21 protein-coding genes and 2 tRNA genes are annotated in these 17,779 nt (G+C 64.2%); 8 read left to right on the plus strand and 15 right to left on the minus strand.

Annotated elements, in window-relative coordinates; translation table 11 throughout:
• The first annotated feature begins 126 nt into the window (after positions 1-126).
• The 3 genes from ASC75_RS22045 to ASC75_RS22055 all read left to right on the plus strand — a co-directional run bounded on the left by ASC75_RS22045 (position 127) and on the right by ASC75_RS22055 (position 1,602).
• A complete protein-coding gene (locus ASC75_RS22045; RefSeq protein ID WP_082496720.1) occupies positions 127-405 on the plus strand; it encodes a GNAT family N-acetyltransferase in 279 nt (92 codons plus the stop codon).
• A 116-nt stretch (positions 406-521) separates the two neighbouring features.
• Positions 522-881: a CidA/LrgA family protein gene (locus tag ASC75_RS22050; RefSeq protein ID WP_055980508.1), complete on the plus strand. Its 360-nt coding sequence runs from the start codon at positions 522-524 to the stop codon at positions 879-881.
• Between the two features lie 4 nt (positions 882-885).
• Positions 886-1,602, plus strand: coding sequence for an LrgB family protein (locus ASC75_RS22055; RefSeq protein ID WP_055980513.1), 717 nt, complete (start codon positions 886-888; stop codon positions 1,600-1,602).
• Here ASC75_RS22055 and ASC75_RS22060 read toward each other — a convergent pair whose 3' ends face one another.
• Genes ASC75_RS22060 through ASC75_RS22070 form a run of 3 tightly spaced genes read right to left on the minus strand, consistent with a single transcriptional unit; the run spans position 1,603 to position 3,685 of the window.
• Positions 1,603-1,929 carry a GNAT family N-acetyltransferase gene (locus ASC75_RS22060; RefSeq protein ID WP_055980516.1) on the minus strand — a complete coding sequence of 109 codons (327 nt, stop codon included), beginning with the start codon at positions 1,927-1,929 and terminating at the stop codon, positions 1,603-1,605. It abuts the gene before it with no gap.
• Positions 1,930-1,980: 51 nt separating this feature from the next.
• Complete coding sequence (locus ASC75_RS22065; RefSeq protein ID WP_055980519.1) at positions 1,981-2,628, minus strand: NAD(P)-binding domain-containing protein; 648 nt, start codon at positions 2,626-2,628, stop codon at positions 1,981-1,983.
• The gene (locus ASC75_RS22070) at positions 2,618-3,685 is read right to left on the minus strand and encodes an LLM class flavin-dependent oxidoreductase (RefSeq protein ID WP_055980520.1); all 1,068 of its coding nucleotides are present in this window, start codon (positions 3,683-3,685) and stop codon (positions 2,618-2,620) included. The genes ASC75_RS22065 and ASC75_RS22070 overlap by 11 nt, the downstream gene beginning before the upstream one ends.
• 111 nt (positions 3,686-3,796) lie before the next feature.
• On the opposite strand from ASC75_RS22070, the gene ASC75_RS22075 reads away from it, so the two are divergent.
• Complete coding sequence (locus ASC75_RS22075; RefSeq protein WP_055980523.1) at positions 3,797-4,171, plus strand: helix-turn-helix domain-containing protein; 375 nt, start codon at positions 3,797-3,799, stop codon at positions 4,169-4,171.
• Positions 4,172-4,241: 70 nt separating this feature from the next.
• On the opposite strand, the gene ASC75_RS22080 is transcribed toward ASC75_RS22075, so the two are convergent.
• A complete protein-coding gene (locus ASC75_RS22080; RefSeq protein WP_055980526.1) occupies positions 4,242-4,871 on the minus strand; it encodes a hydrolase in 630 nt (209 codons plus the stop codon).
• Between the two features lie 122 nt (positions 4,872-4,993).
• Here ASC75_RS22080 and ASC75_RS22085 point away from each other — a divergent pair, with 122 nt between their 5' ends.
• A complete protein-coding gene (locus ASC75_RS22085; protein WP_055980529.1) occupies positions 4,994-5,893 on the plus strand; it encodes a LysR substrate-binding domain-containing protein in 900 nt (299 codons plus the stop codon).
• A gap of 61 nt (positions 5,894-5,954) precedes the next feature.
• On the opposite strand, the gene ASC75_RS22090 is transcribed toward ASC75_RS22085, so the two are convergent.
• Both ASC75_RS22090 and ASC75_RS26825 read right to left on the minus strand, forming a co-directional pair.
• Positions 5,955-6,485 carry a dihydrofolate reductase family protein gene (locus tag ASC75_RS22090; RefSeq protein ID WP_055981008.1) on the minus strand — a complete coding sequence of 177 codons (531 nt, stop codon included), beginning with the start codon at positions 6,483-6,485 and terminating at the stop codon, positions 5,955-5,957.
• 356 nt (positions 6,486-6,841) lie between these two features.
• The gene (locus tag ASC75_RS26825; RefSeq protein WP_244487920.1) at positions 6,842-7,255 is read right to left on the minus strand and encodes a hypothetical protein; all 414 of its coding nucleotides are present in this window, start codon (positions 7,253-7,255) and stop codon (positions 6,842-6,844) included.
• Here ASC75_RS26825 and ASC75_RS22100 point away from each other — a divergent pair.
• Positions 7,184-7,651, plus strand: a complete 468-nt coding sequence (locus ASC75_RS22100) for a sigma-70 family RNA polymerase sigma factor (protein WP_055981010.1) — start codon at positions 7,184-7,186, stop codon at positions 7,649-7,651. The genes ASC75_RS26825 and ASC75_RS22100 overlap by 72 nt on opposite strands.
• Positions 7,648-8,244, plus strand: coding sequence for a hypothetical protein (locus ASC75_RS22105; protein ID WP_156381355.1), 597 nt, complete (start codon positions 7,648-7,650; stop codon positions 8,242-8,244). The genes ASC75_RS22100 and ASC75_RS22105 overlap by 4 nt, the downstream gene beginning before the upstream one ends.
• 137 nt (positions 8,245-8,381) lie before the next feature.
• Here the strand turns inward: ASC75_RS22105 and ASC75_RS22110 are convergent.
• The 8 genes from ASC75_RS22110 to ASC75_RS22145 form a co-directional block, all read right to left on the minus strand.
• A tRNA-Arg gene (locus ASC75_RS22110) sits at positions 8,382-8,458 on the minus strand.
• Positions 8,459-8,705: 247 nt separating this feature from the next.
• On the minus strand, positions 8,706-9,287 hold the full coding sequence (locus tag ASC75_RS22115) for a GNAT family N-acetyltransferase (RefSeq protein ID WP_348271304.1): 582 nt from the start codon (positions 9,285-9,287) through the stop codon (positions 8,706-8,708).
• A 153-nt stretch (positions 9,288-9,440) separates the two neighbouring features.
• Positions 9,441-10,199: an ATP-binding cassette domain-containing protein gene (locus ASC75_RS22120; RefSeq protein ID WP_156381356.1), complete on the minus strand. Its 759-nt coding sequence runs from the start codon at positions 10,197-10,199 to the stop codon at positions 9,441-9,443.
• Positions 10,196-11,185 carry an ABC transporter ATP-binding protein gene (locus ASC75_RS22125; RefSeq protein WP_055980549.1) on the minus strand — a complete coding sequence of 330 codons (990 nt, stop codon included), beginning with the start codon at positions 11,183-11,185 and terminating at the stop codon, positions 10,196-10,198. The genes ASC75_RS22120 and ASC75_RS22125 overlap by 4 nt, the downstream gene beginning before the upstream one ends.
• A complete protein-coding gene (locus ASC75_RS22130; RefSeq protein WP_055980552.1) occupies positions 11,185-12,027 on the minus strand; it encodes an ABC transporter permease in 843 nt (280 codons plus the stop codon). The genes ASC75_RS22125 and ASC75_RS22130 overlap by 1 nt, the downstream gene beginning before the upstream one ends.
• Positions 12,024-12,989 carry an ABC transporter permease gene (locus tag ASC75_RS22135; RefSeq protein ID WP_055980555.1) on the minus strand — a complete coding sequence of 322 codons (966 nt, stop codon included), beginning with the start codon at positions 12,987-12,989 and terminating at the stop codon, positions 12,024-12,026. The genes ASC75_RS22130 and ASC75_RS22135 overlap by 4 nt, the downstream gene beginning before the upstream one ends.
• 67 nt (positions 12,990-13,056) lie before the next feature.
• On the minus strand, positions 13,057-14,592 hold the full coding sequence (locus tag ASC75_RS22140) for an ABC transporter substrate-binding protein (protein WP_055980558.1): 1,536 nt from the start codon (positions 14,590-14,592) through the stop codon (positions 13,057-13,059).
• Positions 14,593-14,616: 24 nt separating this feature from the next.
• Entirely contained in the window at positions 14,617-16,638 is a 2,022-nt protein-coding gene (locus ASC75_RS22145; RefSeq protein ID WP_055980561.1) for a CocE/NonD family hydrolase, read from the minus strand.
• 76 nt (positions 16,639-16,714) lie between these two features.
• Between ASC75_RS22145 and betI the strand changes: the two genes are divergently transcribed.
• Positions 16,715-17,305, plus strand: coding sequence for a transcriptional regulator BetI (gene betI / locus ASC75_RS22150; protein WP_055980564.1), 591 nt, complete (start codon positions 16,715-16,717; stop codon positions 17,303-17,305).
• A gap of 390 nt (positions 17,306-17,695) precedes the next feature.
• Here the strand turns inward: betI and ASC75_RS22155 are convergent.
• Positions 17,696-17,772 (minus strand) — tRNA-Arg (locus tag ASC75_RS22155).
• Positions 17,773-17,779: the final 7 nt, after the last annotated feature.

Consider the following 17,779-nt stretch of genomic DNA (forward strand, 5'->3'; position numbering starts at 1 on the left):
GTGCGCCGAAGGATCGGTGTTCGCTGCTCAATGCCGGTTGATTTTGCCTGCGCCGTTGTCGAGGATGACGTCGTGGCCCCCGCTTCCCAGCGGATCGGGTCGGAAGCTGCCGCATTGGAAATGAGCATGGACGAACACGTCGTCGACAACCCAGCCATGAGCCGATACGAACTGGCAATCGGCGACGAGGTGGCCGCGGCCTACTACCGGATCGAGGACGGCCGGGTGGTGCTGGTCCACACCGAGGTGCCGCACCAGTTCACGGGACAGGGCATCGGCTCCAGGCTGGCCAAAGGCGTGTTCGAAACCATCAAGGCCAGCGGTCGCCGGGCCATCGCCAAATGCCCGTTCATGGCCGCCTATGCCAGCCGCCACCCTGAATACATGGCGCTGCTGGATGGCTGATCTTTCGAACTCCGTCATCTTGCGGGCGGAGAGCCAGCCAGCTTCGGCCGGCGATCCGAGGCAGGGCCGCTGAATCGCATTCTTCACCTTCGAACCGCGTCCGGGGCAGGCCACTCATGATCAAGGGCATCGCGCTTCTGCTGCTGTTCCAGTTGCTGGGGGAAAGCATCGTCTTCACCACGGGGCTGCCCCTGCCCGGGCCGGTGGTGGGGCTGGTGCTGCTGTTCGTGGCGATGCAGACATGCAAGATGCTCGGCCTCGGGCTGTTCGCCGAGGCGGAGACGGCAGCCGACGGCTTCCTCGCCAATCTAGGCCTGCTGTTCGTGCCGGCCGGCGTCGGCATTGTCGCGCTGTGGAGCCAGTTGCAGAGCCAGGTCGGGGCGATCCTATTGGTGCTGGTGGCGTCCGCCGTCCTCACCCTCGCCATCACCGTGTGGACGTTCGTCATCGTCCGCCGGCTTGTCGGGCGGGAATAGCCCGATGAAGCACCCCATCGAACTCTGGGTCTACCTGTCTGCCTCGCCGCTGCTGTGGCTGACCCTGACCCTGTTTGCCTGGATCGCGGCGACCACCATCTCGGTGCGGCTGAAGCGCCACCCGCTGGCCAATCCGGTGCTGATCACCATCGCGCTGTTGTCGACGACGTTGTGGCTGTTCGACGTGCCGTACGAGACGTTTTTCGAAGGCGCGCAGTTCATCCATTTCCTGCTCGGCCCCGCCACCGTGGCCATCGCCATCCCGCTGTACCGCCAATGGCAGAAGGTGCGGCAGGCGCTGATCCCGATGGCGGCAGCGCTGGTCGTCGGTTCCTTCTCGGCCGTACTGTCGATCGTGCTGATGGGCAAGTGGGCGGGGTTGTCGCAGGACGTGCTGGTCTCGTTCCTGCCGAAGTCGGCCACCGCCGGCGTGGCCATGGCGATCTCGTCGTCGCTGGGCGGCAACCCGTCGCTGACCGCGGTGCTGGTCGTGCTGACCGGCATCGTCGGCGCGCTCGTGGTGACGCCGCTGATGAATGCCATGCGGATCAAGGACTATGCCGCGCGCGGCTTTGCCGTCGGGCTGACCTCGCACGGCATCGGCACCGCCCGCGCCTTCGACGTCGACGAGACGGCGGGGCTGTTTGCCGGCATCGCGATGGCGCTGAACGCCATCGCGACGTCGCTGATCGTGCCCCTGCTGGTCAGGCTGGTGCTGTGACTAGACGGCCGGCGGCTCCTCGCCCGGCGCCAGCGTCATGACGTCGGCCCAATCGGGATGCTTGCGATACTGCGCCCGCACATAGGGGCAAAGCGGCAGGATCTTGAAGCCGTTCTTGCGCGCGTCCTCGATCAGGAACGTCACCAGGGCCGCGGCCGCACCGGTTCCGCGCATCGATTCGGGCGCACCGGTGTGGTCGGCGCTGATCAGCCCGGGCCCGCGCTTGGTGAAGGTGATTTCGGCCTCGCCTTCGACGCCGGCGATGCGGGCGACGTAGCGGCCGTGCCGCTGGCCGCGCTCTTCCCTGGAGATTTCGATCTCAGACATGTGTTTCCTCTGCTTTCACATCATGGAACCCGGGCACGATCCGTTTTGGGATCAGGCCACCGGTTCGGCCGACAGCATCCGTTCCATCTCGGCGCGACCAAACGTGGCGCCGAAGATCGGGGTGCCGGTTCCGAAGGTGCGGCTGGCCATGAGCGGGCCGGCGTCGACGGCATCGTAGCCGAGACGCTCGACGAAGGCAGAAACGATGCCGCGCGCCGCTGCGTCGTTTCCGGCGACGGCCAGCGCGCGCCGGTCTGGATCGCCCGCAGGGCGTGCCTCTTCCTCGATCTCATGGTAGCCCATGTGGTTGAAGCTACGCACCAGCGATGCTGCTGACAAGAAGTCCTGGACGACCTCGCTGCTCGACCGCACGCCTTCGAACTCGGCGATTGAGCCATCGGTCGGGGCCCAGTAGTTCATGATGTCGACCACCACCTTGCCGGCCAGGAGCTCGGGCTTGAGGCTGCGGTATTTCGACAGCGGCAGTGCCAGCAGCACGATGTCGCTGTCGGCAATCGCGGCTTCCGCCGTCACGGCCTTGGCCCCGGGCGCCATGATCTCGAGCAGCAGCTCGATCTCGGCGGGCGGCCGACCCGTTGCGACACGGACCTCGTAGCCGGCAGCTATCGCCAGCCGCGCCAGCGCAGTGCCGACGCGGCCGGCGCCGAGAATGCCTATGGCAGGCGTCTCAGGCGACATTTTTGGTCAACTCCTTCGGCTCGTTGGTGCCGAGTTCGGCATCGACGAGCGGCTTCACCTTGGTGCCGAGCAGTTCGATGGAGCGCAGGAATTCCCTGTGCGGCATCTGGCCGACATCGGTCTGGAAGAACTGCCTCATGTGGCCGATGCTCTTGTGCAGGCTCACGATGCGTTCGGCGATCTCCTCGGGTCCGCCGGCAAACAGCGCGCCGGCACCGCTGGCTTCCTTGTCGAAATGGGCGCGCGGCGGCGGCGCAAAACCGCGGATCTTGCCGAGCTGTTCCATGACGCGATGCCAGTGGGTCCAGAAGAACTCCTTGGCCTGTGCCGCATCCTCGCCGACGAAGCCGGGGCTGGCGACGGCGACCTTGATCTTGTCCTCGGCTATGCCGGCCTGTGCGGCGGCACGCCTGTAGAGATCGGCCAGGGGCGCGAACCGGTTGGCCTGGCCGCCGATGATCGCATAGGAGACCGGCAGGCCGAGCAGGCCGGCACGCACCGACGAATGCGGGTTGCCGCCGGTGGCGAGCCAGATCGGCAGCGAACCGGCGTCGGGGCGCGGCACCACCAGCGCCTCGTTCAGTGCCGGGCGGAACTTACCGCTCCAGGTGATCGATTCGCTCTCGTTGATCTGCAGCAGCAGGTCGAGCTTCTCGGCATAGAGTTCGTCATAATCGTTCAGGCTGTGGCCGAACAACGGGAAGGATTCGGTCGACGAACCGCGGCCGGCGGTGATTTCGGCACGGCCATTGGACAGCGCATCGAGCGTGGCAAACTGCTGGTAGACACGGACGGGGTCGTCGGTGCTGAGCACCGTGACCGCGCTGCCGAGCTTGATGGTCTTGGTGGTGGAAGCTGCCGCACCCAGGATGACAGTCGCAGCGGATGCCGGCATTTCGCGGGTGTGATGCTCACCGATGCCGAAAAAGTCCAACCCCACCTGGTCGGCGAGCTGGATGGCCTCGAGAAGATTGCGCGTGGCATCAGCGGTCGAGCCGAGCTTGCCGGTCGAGGCGTCCGCCTGCACGTCGCCAAAGCTGTAAACGCCCAGTTCCATGTCTTCGCTCCTTTGTCGGCGGCGCCCTTGTCGCTCGCCCTGCCAGTTAGTATATTTCCGTAACCTGGCCTAATATTGTTACTGGATAGAGAGGCGCAAGGAGGCACACCGATGTTACCTGAACCCAACGGCCTGCTGGAGATCTGCCGGCCCGTCCGCCACATCCTCGCGCGCGTCGGCGACAAATGGAGCGTGCTCATCGTCATGGCGCTGCGCGACGGTCCGCGCCGCTTCAACGAGATCAAGCGCGCCATCGGCACCATCTCGCAGCGCATGCTGACATTGACGCTCAAGGGCATGGAGCGCGATGGCCTGGTGCACCGCACCGTCACGCCGTCGAACCCGCCCCGCGTCGACTACGAACTCACCGAACTGGGGCATTCCCTGCGCGGCCCCATCGAGGAACTCGGGCGCTGGGCGATCGACAACGAGAGACGTGTTGCGGAAGCGCAGCTGTGGTTCGACGGCCGCGACAAGGCGGCGTGAGCACGCACTTCGTAGACGACAGCGCGGCTGACCGGCCGCGAGGTGGGGGACCCCGCGGCCAGCCCGCTCGCTACCTGGTGCCTTCCTTGAGGTCGAGGAGCTGCCATTCCCAGCGCAGTCCCTGTCCGAACCCGCCACCATGCTCGGCAAAGAGCTTGGCGACCCCGTCGGCGGTCGGGCGTGCCCAGTCGCGCTGCAGTTCCGACACGTAGGCGATGGTGGTCAGCGGCTGGGCGCCGGCCTGCACCATGCGCTGTACGCCGCGTTCGTGGCTTTCGCTGGTGCCGCCGCCGGACGCGTCGGTAACGATGTAGACCTCGTAGCCGTCGCCGAGCGCGTCGATGACGGGCATGCTCAAGCAGACTTCAGTCCACAACCCGGCCATCACGAGCTTCTTCTTGCCAGTCTTCCTGATCCAGTCGAGCACGCGCGGATCGTCCCAGGAGTTGAGGCCGGTGCGGTCGATAGGGGTCTGCTCGGGGAAGACCGCCTGCACTTCCTCGAAAAGCGCCTGGCGTTCGGCGAACGCCGTGGTCAGAAGCGTCGGCACTTCAAACAGCCTGGCCGCCTTGGCGAGGAAGGTGGTGTTATTGACGATGGTTTCGTTGGGGTGCGAACGAAGCGCCAGCAATTGCAGGTACTGGTGGTCGATCAGCAGCAACGCATGATCGTCGGGGGTGAGCAGGGAACTTTTGGCCATGATGGTATCTCCTCTGGCTTGTTGACGGCCGGAATGTCGGCGCACTGAGAAGATGATGGCGGAACGATCTTGCCGGTAGCCGTAGAAAACGGCACAGTTCGTTCCATCAGTGGAACACTGCCATGCAAGATCTCAACGACCTCTACTACTTCGCGCGCATCGTCGAGCATGGCGGGTTTGCCGCTGCAGGCCGTGCGCTCGGCGTACCCAAGTCGACGCTCAGCCGGCGCATCACACATCTCGAGGAAAGGCTGGGCAGCCGCCTGCTGCAGCGCTCGACCCGGCATTTCGGCGTGACGGAGATCGGCGAGACCTTCTACCGACATTGCGTGGCGATGATCGCCGAAGCCGAAGCCGCGCAGGAAGCCGTCGACCACAGCCGCGCCGAACCTCGCGGCACGATCAGGGTCACCTGCCCGGTCTCGCTGATGATGAGCCGGGTGGCCCCGATGGTGTCACGATACCTGACGGCAAACCCCATGGTTTGCGTGCAGCTCTCGGCAACCAATCGCCGCGTCGACGTCATCGAGGAAGGGATCGACGTCGCGCTCCGCGTCCGTTTCCCACCGCTCGACAGCGAAGGCCTGGTGATGCGGCGCCTGGCGGAAAGCCGCCAGATACTCGTCGCCAGCCCTGCCTTGCTCGACAGGCTCGGCCGGCCCGGTGCGCCCTCCGAGCTTGCCCGTATTCCCGGAATGGACCTCATCCGATCGCCGCCAAGGCACGCCTGGGATCTCGTGGACGACAGCGGCAGGTCCAGCGCCGTCGCATTCGATCCGCGCTATGTCGCCGACGACATGTACGCGCTGCGGCAGGCAGCGGAAGATGGGGTCGGCATGGTTCAGTTGGCCGACTACATCGTCGCAGCCGGGATCGCCGCCGGCACGCTTGAAGTGGTCCTGCCGGACTGGACCCTGCCGAGCGGTGTCGTCCACGCGGTGTTCCCGTCGCGCCGCGGGCTTTCTCCCGCGGTGCGCAGCTTCATCGATTTCCTGGCCGTGGAGTTCCGCGAGGCCGCCTGACGCCGCGGCGCCTCACGAGGCGACCGGCTCCCTCGCCAGATCGATATCAGGCCAAGAGGGATCAAGCAGGAACGTAGGTCAACCTGAGCACATCCTCGCCGATCCGATCATGCGTCATGAGGCGGAGCGGCGGCCGGGGTCCGGCAAAATATGGCTTGCCGTAACCGAGCACGACGGGATGCAGGTAAATTCGATACTCATCGATCAGGCCAAGTTCGGTGAGGCTTCGCGCCAGGTCCGGGCCGGCAACTTCGAACTCTCCATCGCGCTCGGCCTTCAACGCGCGGATCGTGCCCTCGAGATCTTCCTCGACAAGCGTGGCATTGGGGCCTAGCGACTTCAACGAGCGCGAGACGACCCATTTCTGCTGGTTCCGCCACGCCGCCGCGAAGGCATGTCGCTCTGCATCCCATTCAGGGTGATCGTCGTCCCAGTACCGCATGATTTCATACATTCGGCGACCGTACACACTGCCCGCCTGCCCCTGGGCCTCCTCGATGAAGTGGCGGAAGAGCGTGGGGCTTGGCCCAAACGCCATGTGATCGACGTAGCCGTCCAGGGACTGGTTCATTCCGAACACGAGCTTGGCCATGACCACTTCCTTTCCGTGAACGGCATATGCGCGGGTCTGATTGCAATGTGCAATCGGTTCGAGGCTAGATCGACTGGTCTTGGATCGCAATCGGTTTTTGGCTGCGCGTGAACGGGCGTCCGCCGCATGCGGTCAGTCGCCGCCTCCAAGTGTGTTCACGACCGCACGCACAGCGGGCGAAAGCGGCGCGCCGGCCGCGTAATAAAGGTGGAACCGGGATAGGTTGGCGACCAGTCCGCCAGCACCGGCAAGGCCGTCGATTTGGGGAGAGAATGGCGCGCTGCACCGGGCGGCTGAGAACCATATCTGCTCCCTCGCCCTCTGGGGCCTGAGCGGCCGGTCGCGACGGATCCGGGTCAAGCCTGGCGTATGCGGCCGATCTCAACCTCGGCACAAGCCCTGGACGGGTCGCGCCGGGCCTGGTCGATCAGGTCGATATCGGCAAGGGCATCCGCCAATGTCCGCTGGCCCAGCAATTGCAGCACGACGTCGTCGATATCGTGCCCGAGCCGCTCGAAATAATTGTCGAAGTTCCAGCTTATGAGGCATCGAGCAGCCAACAGGGGGACTTCTTCTGTAAGAAACACCGCGCAGCCACGACTATTGGTTGTGTGAATGCAGCGGACCGGAAAGGCACTATGCTTGACCAGACAAAAAAGCAGGATCTTTACCAAAGCCTGGCGAGCCAGCATGGCGGCATGATTGCGCGCCTCGCCGCTGCCTATGAGAAAAATGCCGCGGCCCGCCAGGACCTGGAGCAGGATATTCACTTGCACCTCTGGCGCAGCCTCGATGTCTTTGCCGGCCAGTGCAGCCTGATCACCTGGACCTACCGGGTCGCCCACAATGTCTGCGCCCAGCATGTGGGCCAGGCCATGCGCCGGCGACCGGCCCAGGGCTGGGTCGATATCGACCAGGTGGAACCCGTCGATGGCCGCTTGACCCCCGAGGAGGCCACCGGCACGGCGCTGACGCTGGAGCGGCTCTACACCCTGATCGACCGTCTTCGTCCTGCCGATCGGCAGGTTGTGCTGCTCTATCTCGAAGACATCGACGCGGCCGGAATAGCCGAAATTACCGGACTGTCGGCCGGCGCCGTCGCCACCCGCATCCACCGCATCAAGGCGCTCCTAGCGCAAGGTTTCAAAGCGGAGGTCCTGGCATGACGCCGACGCCCCAATCCCAGTCCCCCGACCCGAAAAACCTCTGGAAGGAACAGGATATGCAGCCCCAGACCATGACACCGCAAATGCTCGAAAGCCGCTCCCTCGAATTCGAAGACCGTATCCGCACCCGCAACAAGCGCGAATACGTCATCGGCAGCATCGTCGCTGTGGTCACGGTCGCTTTCGGCACATGGATGCTGCTGAGCGTTGCCGCCGCCCCGTCCAGCCTGATGACCGGCATCGGCTTCATCCTCCTGGGCCTTGGCGCGGCAGCGGCGATCTTTCAGCTCCGCCGCCGCGCTGGCGGCCAGGCTTTCATCGATGGCAGCTCCAACACATCGGCCGCCTACCGGGCCGAACTGGTGCGCCAGCGTGACGCGCTTCGCTCCATTTTCTCCTGGTATGTCGCCCCCTTCCTGCCTGGCTTGCTGCTCATCTATGGCGCCGGCTTCTTCGAACCCGATGGGATCGAATGGGGCACCCTGATTCCGGGCTTTCTGACCGTCGCATTCGGCATCTGGCTCGTCCGCGCCAATCACAAGGCAGCCGACGGGCTGGATCAGGAAATTAAGGGGCTGGACGCAAGAGGCTGAAGCAGGCCGAGGCGGCCGAGATAAGCGAGGCGCCTCAACCACAGGCAACGGGATCAACGGCTCCAAGGCCATTCTGGCCCCGAGCGCCGCAGCGGGCAGACCAAGACCACCCTCCGTTCTCACATCTTCTTGGAAAATGGCGCGCCCGAAAGGATTCGAACCTCTGACCCCCAGATTCGTAGTCTGGTGCTCTATCCAGCTGAGCTACGGGCGCGCAACGGGCCAAAATTGAAAAATGGCCGGGACGCTTCGGTCAATCGACCGCAGCGACCGGCGCTACCTAACGGCTGGTTCTGCGAATTGCAAGCCGCCGCCAGATTTTTTCTGGGCAACCGGCGGACATGCCCTGTCCCGTCTCTAGCGGAACGGCAGTTCGCCCGTCCGTCTGGCGGACAAAGTCCTTCCCGCTCCAAAGATGCCGCAGGAGGAGCGCACCTCACAAGGGAGCCTGGGTGCGCCGGCTACTTGAGCGGGATCAGCCCGGCGTCCGTCGACTTGAAGCCGCAGGCGTCGAAGTAGAAGGGCCTGAGATGCGGGTCGAAATCCACATGAAGCCATTCGCATCCAGTCTGCTTCGCACGCCCGACTGCTTCCTCGATCAGCGCCCTGGCGATGCCCTGGCGCTGGAATGCCGGCGTCACCATCGTGTCCAGAATGAAGGCATGGACGCCACCGTCCCAGGCGACGTTCACGAACCCGATCAGCTTGCCTGCCCGCCGGGCACAGACCCAGCCAAGACTGTACCGGTTGACCTGCGTCCACCAATCGTCCTCGAACATCCGATGTTCAAAGCATTCGGCATGGAGAGCATTGACTTCAGCGTTCTCGAACGCCCCTCGCCATTCGGCAATGCTGCCAGCCGGGTCCGTTCCTGTCGATGACTGTTCCATGCACGCCGTTACATCAGGCGCCTCGCCCAGCGTCAACTTTGCAAGTCCTTGAAAAATGAATGGCGCGCCGTCGCAGGCGCGGCGGTCATCACGTCCCCGGTCGGCGCGGGCATCCTGCCGGATTAGCATCGTGGGGCCGATTGCGTTGATCATTCCAACGGCGTCGCCAGCCCGCCGTCGTGTCCGGCGATCCAAAGAATGGGCTCGGAGTAACTGATCGCCGACCCCTCAAACCGGAAGAGATCACGGGTTCAGGTCACTCCAACTGTCAACCTGCGGACAAACTGACATCACCGCCCTGATCCATCATCTCGCTGCCGATACGCTCGGCCAGGCTGCGAGCAACTCGCGGGTATAGGCGTCCTGCGGCGAGCCGAACAATGATCCAACCTCGCCGGCCTCGACCACCTTGCCCGCCTGCATGACCGCGGCGTTTTCGGCAATCAGCCGCACGATCGCCAGATTGTGGCTGATGATCACGAGCGTGATATTCTGCGACCGCCTGATGTCCTGCAGGAGGTTGAGCAGATCGCCCTGGACGGAAACATCGAGGCCGGCGGTCGGCTCGTCTGCGATCAGGATCGAGGGCTTCATCAGCAGCGCCCGTGCGATCGCCACCCGCCGCGCCTGGCCGCCGCTGATCTCGTGCGGATATTTGTCGACAACGCCGGGCGGCAGGCCGAGCCGGTTCAGGATGACGTGCAGCCGCTCATGCGTTGCCGCCAGCGGCTCCCGCAGCACCGTGCCGACCTCGTTCATCAGCGTGCGGATGCGGCTGCGCGGCGACAGCGATGCGGCCGGGTCCTGGAAGATCGGCTGGATGAAGCCGGCGCGTTCTTTCAGCGCTGCGCGGCCATGCAGCAGCGGCTTGCCGAGAATGCGTATCTCGCCCCGGTCGAGCTTCTGCAGGCCAAGAACGGCGCGCATCAGCGTCGTCTTGCCGGAGCCGGATTCGCCGACAATGCCGAAACATGAGCCGTTGGGAATGGCAAGCGACACACCGTCGAGTGCCGCGGTCTCGCCAAATCGCAACTGCGCCTGGCTGATCGAGATCGCGTCGGTCATGGCGTCTGCAGCCGCAGGCAACGGGCACTGTGCCCGGCATGATTGCCGATCGGATAATCGCCCGGATCGATGACGGCGCAATCCTCGAACGAGACATCGCAGCGCCCATTGAAGATGCAGCCGGGCGGCCGCTGGCGCGGATCCGGCAATTCGCCGGCAATCACCGTGAAGCGGTTCTCGGAGGCATCGGCATGGCGCTCGCAGTCGATAGGCACCTCGCAGTCGAACAGCATGCGTGTGTAGGGATGGCCGGGCTGGCGCTGCACCTCCTTCACCGTGCCGCTTTCCAGCCTCTCGCCGGCATAAAGCACCGAAATTGCGTCGCAATACTCGGTGACCAGCCCGAGGCTGTGCGTGATCAAAAGCACCGCGCAGCCGATGCGGTCGCGCAGACCGATGATCTCTCGCATGATCTGCGCCTCGACGGTGACGTCGAGCGCGGTGGTCGGCTCGTCGGCGATCAGCAGCGCCGGTTCGGACAGCAGCGCCATGGCGATCACAACGCGCTGGCGCATGCCGCCGGACAGTTCATGCGGATACTGGTTCATCCGCCGTTGCGGGTTGCTGAGCTTGACCTTGGCGAGCGCGTCCTGTGCCATTGCAACGCGGGTCTTGCGGTCGCTGCCGGGTGTGCGCCGGCGCAGCACTTCGCAAAGCTGCGTGCCGATGGTGAACACCGGGTTGAGCGACAGCATCGGATCCTGGAAAATCATCGCCATGCCGCGGCCACGCAGATCAGCGGTCGCGTTGCGCTTCGTCAGGTCGAAACTCTTGCCTTCGATCGTCGCCGTGCCTGACGTCACCCTGGCGTTGTTGGCAAGCAGGCCCATCAGAGCGAAAGCGACTGTCGATTTGCCGCTGCCGGATTCCCCGACCAGCCCGAGCATTTGGCCCTTCTGGATGTCCAGCGACACGCCGCGCAACGCGTGAGCGGTGCCCTGCGGCAGGCTGTAGTCGACCGATAAATCGCGCAGCGAAATCGCCATCAGCGCACCCCCGCCGTCTTCGGATCGATGACGCGCCGCAGCGCTTCTCCGAGCAAGGTCGCGCCCAGCGTGGCGATGGCCAGCACAAGGGCCGAGGCGACCGTTGGCCACCATGACTGGTTGATCGAGATGAAGCCGTCCTTGATCAGCGTGCCAAGCGAGGATTTCGGCGGTTGCACGCCAAAGCCGAGGAAGGAAAGCGAAGCCTCAAAGGCGATCACCACCGGGAGGTTCATGCTGGCCAGCACGATGATCGGTCCGGCGACATTGGGCAGATAATGCCTGACAACGATGGTGACGGGATGAACGGCCAGCATGCGCTCGGCCTCGATGAAGCTCAGGTTGCGCAAGGTCTGCGCACGGGCGCGCGCCATGCGCCCGAATTGCGGGATGAAGACGACGGTGACCAGAAGCACGAAGGTGGCCGAACCCTTGCCATAAAGGGCGATCAGCGCGAAGGCCAGGATCAGCGGCGGGAAGGCGTTGACGATGTCGAACACCGCCGTCACCGCCCGGTCGACCCAGCCGCCTGCGATGCCGGCGACAATGCCAATCAGCGAGCCGATGACTGACGAGATGACGACGATCATCACGGCCAGCGTCAGTGCATAGCGCGTGCCGGCCGAGGTGCGCGCCAACAGATCGCGGCCAAGATTGTCGGTGCCGAGCAGATGCGCCAGCCCAGGCGCCGCGAAGCGGGCCTTGACGTCGATGACGTTCGGGTCGGGGCTGACCAGCGGTCCGGCCAGTGCGAACACCAGGATGAGACACGTGAAGGCCAACCCAAGCCGGCCCTCACGCTCCGAGCAGATGCCTTTTAGCGTCGCAACCAACCCACTCATCCGCGCCCTGCCGCAATACGAGGATCAAGCAGCGCGTTGATCATGTCGACCACGAGATTGGCGACGATGTAAAAGGCAACGATGAACACCACGCAGGCTTGCACGACGGGAAAGTTGCGTTGCGCGATCGAATTGAAGATCAGGCTGCCGATGCCCGGCCGGGCGAAGATGATCTCGACGACCACCGAACTGCCGATGAGATCACCAAGGCCGATGCCGAGGATCGACACGACAGGCACCAGCGCAAGCTTCAGCGCGTACAGCCCGACGATGCGGTACTCCGAAACGCCATAGGCGCGCAGCGTGCGCACATGCAGTTCGGCAAGCGTGTCGAGCAGGGCGGCGCGGACCAGCCGCGAGATGTAGCCGACCCAGCCGAGCGCCAGCGCCACGCTGGGCAGGATCAGATGCCGCAAGCGGTCCACAAGATCGCCCGGGTCGCCCGCGCCCGCCACCGGCAGCCAGTGCAGGCCGATGGCGAAGATGAGGAACAGGATCACCGACACCACCAGCGTCGGTGTGGTGATCAAGGAGATCGACAGCAACGCCAGGCCATTGTCGAGCCACGAACCCGGCCTCAGCGCCGCGATGACGCCGATCGGAATGCCGACCACCAGTGCCAGCGCAAGGGCGCTGAAGGCCAGTGCAAGCGTGTTGGGGATGACATCAAGCACGATATCCAGAATCGGCCGGTGCGAGACGACATCCTCGCCAAAATCGCCGGTCGCAGCGCGGCTGGTGAACAGCCAGAGCTGTTCGAGCATGCTGCGGTCGAGGCCCATATCATGGGTTATCTGGGCACGCAGCTCCGGCGTCGCTCGTGGGCCGAGCATCACCGAGGTGAAGTCTCCCGGCACCAGGCGCACCATCAGGAACAGGAGCAGCGTGGCGCCGGCGATGGTCAGTACCACCGACGCCAGACGGCCCGCGATGAAAGCGGCGGTCCGTTGCGATCTGCTCATGAACGCTTTCCCCCCGATCCGCCACATCTCATCATCCGGTCACCCCTCCCAGGTCCACCGATCGATCTCAGGCTTTGTCAAAAAATTCGAACTGCCAATCCTTGCCACTGGGCAGGAACATCGGCTTCAGCCAGGCCGTGTTGACGAAGAAGTTGCGGCCATGCGTGATCCAGATGCAGGAGGCCGATTCATCGAGCAGCTTCTGCATGCTGATATAGATCGCCTCGCGCTTGGCCTTATCCAGCGTCTCCAGCCCCTCCTGGTGGAGCTTGTCGAATTCCGGGCTGTTCCAGCCCTGCCAGTTCCACAGGCCGATCTGACTGGCGAGAAACCATTGCGTCTGGAAGCTCGGGTCGAACTTGGACGTGTAGGGGATGAGCGTCAGTTCGAGATCCTTGCTGGCATTGTCGGCGCCGAGCGCCCAGTAAGCGCCGGAATCCATCGCGTTGATGGTAAGCGCGATGCCAACTTCGGCCAGGTTCGCCTGCGCGATCTGCGCCACCGCAAGCGAGGTCGCGTCGTTGAGGCAGGTAAAGGTGAAGGTCAGATCCGTCTTGCCGCTCTCGGCGAGCAGCGCCTGCGCCTTGGCGAGATCCCTCGTGTAGAGCGGCGCATCGGCCCAGTTGCCAAGCAGGCCGGGGGCGAGCAGCGTCCTGGCGCGCGAGGTGGCGCCGGAATAGGCGCCCTGGATGATGGCATCGACATCGATCGCCCAGCGGATCGCCTGGCGTACCCTAGGGTCAGCGAGATCGCCTTTTTGCACATTGATACCGATCCAGGTGTAGTCGATGCCGGGACGGTCGATCACGCTGGTGTCCGGCAAGCCCTTGGCGGTGTCGAGCTGGTCGGCATCGAAAGCCGTGAAATCGAGCTCCTTGGCCTGGTAGGACAGGAAAGATGTCTTGTGCTCGGGGATGATCTTGCCGGTGATCTCCTGGAAATGCGCCTTGTACGGACCCTTGTAGTCGGCGTTGGCGGCGAGCACGAACTGCTCCTTCGGGCGCCACTCCTTGAGAACCATCGGTCCGGAGCCGATCAGCGTGGTGGCGATCTTGTCGCCCAGCTGTTCGACGGCCTTCCTGGACAGGATTGCACCCGACGCGTCGCAGATGCCGATCAGCCAGAGCGCTGCCGAAGGATGCTTGAGGATCAGCTTGCCGGTGTATTTTCCGGTGACCTCGACGGATTTGAGCGCCTCCATGTCGTCGGCATAAGCAAGCTTCTTGCCATTGCTGTCGCCGTTGATGTAGCGGTCGAACGAATATTTGACGTCGTCCGCGGTCATCTCGCCGAAACCGCCGGTGAACATCTGGCCGGGGTTGAGCTCGAACTCGAACTCGGTGTCGGATACCTGCTTGATCTCCTTGGCCGCGTCGTTGGTCCAGCTTGTCTTGCCAGGTTCGAACCGCACCAGCGTCTGGCAGACCGAGCGGATGATGTTGCCTTCGGTGGTGCCGACGCGGTTGCCGGGATCGAGATTGCCGATATCGGCGTCGAGCGCGATGATGGGGTTGGTCCTGCCGGCCGCCCGCGCGTGGCGGGCGAAGGGCAGGATCGCCAGGGCCGACGAGCCGGCCAGGAACGTTCTGCGGTCGAGTTTCATGCGCATTTTCCCCCCTCTTGTTATTTACATGCAGTCGCGTGGAATAACCTCGTCGTAGATGCGTTCAGCGAAGATCGTGCCCCGCTCATAGGCCTTGACCCAGCCACGGGCGTAGAAATTGTCGCGGTCGCAGCTGATGGTGATTTCGCAATCGAGGCGTGCGTTCCAATCCGGACGCGTCAGCTCCTCATGGCAGGTGACCTGCGTCACACAACTCGCCGGGTCGTTGTCGGTGATCCCATAGATCTTGCGGCGCCAGGAGGTGATCTCGGTGCCGATGTCCTCGAGGACGAAGCGGCCGTCGTCGGACATCGCCGTCAGCTCTGTGCGTTCTGTCGGCAGGTCGGTCGTCAGCGAGCGCAGCTGGCGCGCCGGCTCCTTGACTGTCACCGGACCGGGCTCGGCCCACAGCGCCTCCTCGAAGGCCACCGGCGCCAGGCCGTCCTCGCTGGCAAGGACAGCGAGCTCGAGCCGGCAACCCTTCGGATCGAAGGTCAGCATGGTGCGCTCTGGCGACGGCCAGGCCATCGGCCAATAGGACGAGGAAATCGCCACCCGCAGCCGATGTCCGGCGGGGATGATCTGCGCCACCGGCTTGAAGTCGAGCTCGACGTCCTCGAACTGGCCCGGCGTCAAAGGCGTCGGGAACTCGTGGCTGTGGCGATGCGCCAGATTGAGCAGCGCAAAGGTGATGAAGGTGGACGTGCCATCGGGGGCGACGTCGTTCAGCCTGATGCAGAGCTGCGCCTGCGGCTTGTCCGATGCAACACGCAGCCTGATTTTCGAGATGCCGGCAAGCGGCAGGTCGGCATCCATCGCCGCGCTGTCGAAGCACAACGAACCGCCATCGTCGGCACGCTGGTCGCGCGCGCCTTCGGCCGAAATGCGGCCTTGGCCGTAGGGGCACCATTCCTGCGCCTGGACGCCGGTGGCGAGCGGCGAGGAAATGGCGAGCGTTGTCCCGCCCGCGCCTTGCGTTTCGCCGAGACTGCCGTCACCGTTCAGCCAGTATACTTTGGCGCCGATCTGCCTGGCCGGCCATTGCGGGAAACCCAGCCAGCGGCCCGGCCGGACCTCGATATGCGAATGCGGCCTGGCGTAATCCATCAGATAGAGGCGCATGTCCGGGTCGCTGTCGGCGCCATTGTCGATGCCCTTCAGCCAGTGGTCGAACCAGCGGATGCATTCCTGCAGATAACCGATGGCCGGGCCCGGCACGCCGGCGTTGGGCTCCTTGTGGCCCCAGGGACCGCAAAGCCCCTTGGCCGGCGCATCGAGGTTCTCGACCAGATTGAAAATGGTCTGCGTATATCCGTCGAGATAGCCACCGACCGCCAGCACCGCGCACTCGATCGCGGAGAAGTCCTCGCAGACCGAGCCCTGCTTCCAGAATGCATCGCGGCGCTGGTGCTTCAGCCATTCCGCGGCATGGTTCTTGTGGTCGGCGAGCCGGTTTTTCCACATGTCGCGCCAGCGATCCTCGCCGACGACGGCCGGGTCCGGCGGCAGCGCCGAATAGCTGAACAAAGCTCCGCCCCAGCCGAAATTATCGTTGATGAGCAGGCCGCCATTGTAATGCGCGTCGCAGGCATAGCGGTCGTCGGTCGAACACGCCGTGATGACCGCCTTCAGCTGCGGCGGACGGCGCGCGGCGACCTGCAGGCCGCTGAAGCCGCCCCAACTGATACCGATCATGCCGGCAACGCCGGTGCACCAGGGCTGCGCGCAGAGATGCGCCAGGATCTCCAGTCCGTCATCCTGCTCGCGCTCGACATATTCGTCGTCGAGCAAGCCATCTGAATCACCGCTGCCGGAAATGTCGACGCGGGCGCAGGCATAGCCATGGCCGGCGAAGAAAAGATGCATTTCGTCGTCACCGGTGCGCGTGCCGTCGCGGCGGCGATACGGTATGTATTCGAGGATCACCGGGACGGGAGTGTGTTCGTCTTCCGGCAGGAACAGGCGGGCCGCCAGCCTGCGGCCGTCGGCAAGCGGAATCCAGTGGGTTTCGACTGTTCTGACCCCGGAAATGACGACGCTGGGCATAGGAACTCCGGCTTGGATTGAACGACAATATGATATATTGAATGACCAATCAATATACAAAAGAGAAGGCTTTGCAATGGCGAAACGATCCATCAAGGCGATGCGCCGCGACGAGCTGGTCGACGCCGCGATCGCCGTCGTCGGCGAGCAGGGCATGCCCGGCGCCACCATGGCGATGATCGCCCGGCGCGCCGGCATGTCGGCCGGACTGGTCAACCACTATTTCGGCAGCAAGGAAGAACTCATGGCCTTGGCCATGCGCAATCTGTCGAACCTGTTTCGTCAGGATATACTCAAGCTCGCGCCCACCAACCCGTCGCCGGCGCAACGGTTGAAGGCCATCGTCGACGGCTCCTTCGCGCCACAGCATCTCGGCGTGCCCAAGCGCGCCGTGACCTGGATGCAGTTCATGATCGCAGCGCAGACCGAGCCGCGCATCAGGCATCTCTACCGCCTGACAGGCTCCCGCTTCGTCTCCAACATCCGGTATGCGGTCAAGCGACTGGTTCCACCCGACCAGGTCGATGACATCGTCGATGGCATCGCAGCACTGATCGACGGCTTCTTCTGGCAGAACGCAGGCGAATATATCGAAGAGGACCTGGAACGGGCGCGCAGGATCTGCTGGCGCCACATCTGCTTGCTGATACCCAGCATCGAGCTGTAAGGCGTCCCGCAGGGCCATCCAGGGGGAGCACCCTTCGATCTCAACCGGAGTTCAGCAGCTGCCATGAGTGGGGTGCCGCCGGGCGCATCCTGCGGCGGCTTGATCCGTCGGTCGCTGCGACGCCGCTCGCCCGGCGCATGAAAGGCGCTGTTTTCCGAAAGGGAAGACGGCTGCCATGAGCTGCCGCCTGGGTGCCGCTTCCCAGTTATTGCCGACGCCCTCGCCGAGCTTGCTGACCATGACAGTCCGGCATGCGGCACTGTTGGCGCTCGACGCCATCGGCTAGCTGCTTTCAGAACGCCAGGTTTCGAGACACGATGGCGCTTCCGTTCTTTGCGCGGGCCAGGTCTCGGCGGTCATGGCGTACTGTGGAAGGAAATCGGCAGTATTTGGCGCGCCCGAAAGGATTCGAACCTCTGACCCCCAGATTCGTAGTCTGGTGCTCTATCCAGCTGAGCTACGGGCGCGCAACGG

The sequence above is a fragment of the Aminobacter sp. DSM 101952 genome (genome assembly GCF_001424795.1).
In the GTDB taxonomy this organism is placed as follows: domain Bacteria; phylum Pseudomonadota; class Alphaproteobacteria; order Rhizobiales; family Rhizobiaceae; genus Aminobacter; species Aminobacter aganoensis.